Source organism: Caballeronia arationis (assembly GCF_001544975.2).
GTDB classification, from domain to species: Bacteria; Pseudomonadota; Gammaproteobacteria; order Burkholderiales; family Burkholderiaceae; genus Caballeronia; species Caballeronia arationis.
The window spans coordinates 1-548 of record NZ_FCOG02000613.1 but is presented as its reverse complement, the minus strand read 5'-3'; the positions used below and the strand labels follow the sequence as shown (position 1 = coordinate 548).

The following is a 548-nucleotide window of genomic DNA, read 5'->3' as shown; positions in this document are numbered from 1 at the left end:
AGAACGCGCTTGAAGTCAGGAAGCGAATCGGGCGACACCAGTTCCGGCCGGCCAGATGCCAGCCCGCCGCCCTCGGTGTGCTCTTCGTCATCCGCTGGGTACTCCTGCGCAGCGATAGACGGCGCGGAGGCAGCTTTATGTTCGTTGGGACTCGCTGGTCGTTGTGGCGCGGGGTTTGGTTGCGCACCGAACCGCTCGGCATTAGCGTCGCTCCCGGCGACACTCGCGTGCCTGATCGAGTCCGATGGCGCTGCCGCCGACCGAGGCTCCACCTCCGGCTGCGGCGGCGGCTGCGGCTGCGGCTGTTCGACCTGTAGTTCGGCCTGAGGTTTAGATCGATGTTGCGCGCCAGACGGCGCTGCTTGCGCCGTCAGGGCTTCGTCGTTCACCGGCTGACCGCCCTCCCTAGCCGCCATCGCAGCAGACATGCTTGCGTAGCTCGGTCGCTCGAAGCTCGGCGGGACGAACGGGCTAAAACCTGGCTCGTCGTCGGCCGCGTCACCTTCAGGCCCCGACTGCGTCTGCACAGGGGGCACGGACTCGCGCCA

The 548-nt window shown here is 67.5% G+C and carries 1 pseudogene; it reads right to left on the bottom strand.

The window, feature by feature from the left end:
* Positions 1–389, bottom strand: a pseudogene (locus tag AWB81_RS48260) (hypothetical protein); the annotation flags it as partial.
* Positions 390–548 lie beyond the last annotated feature (159 nt).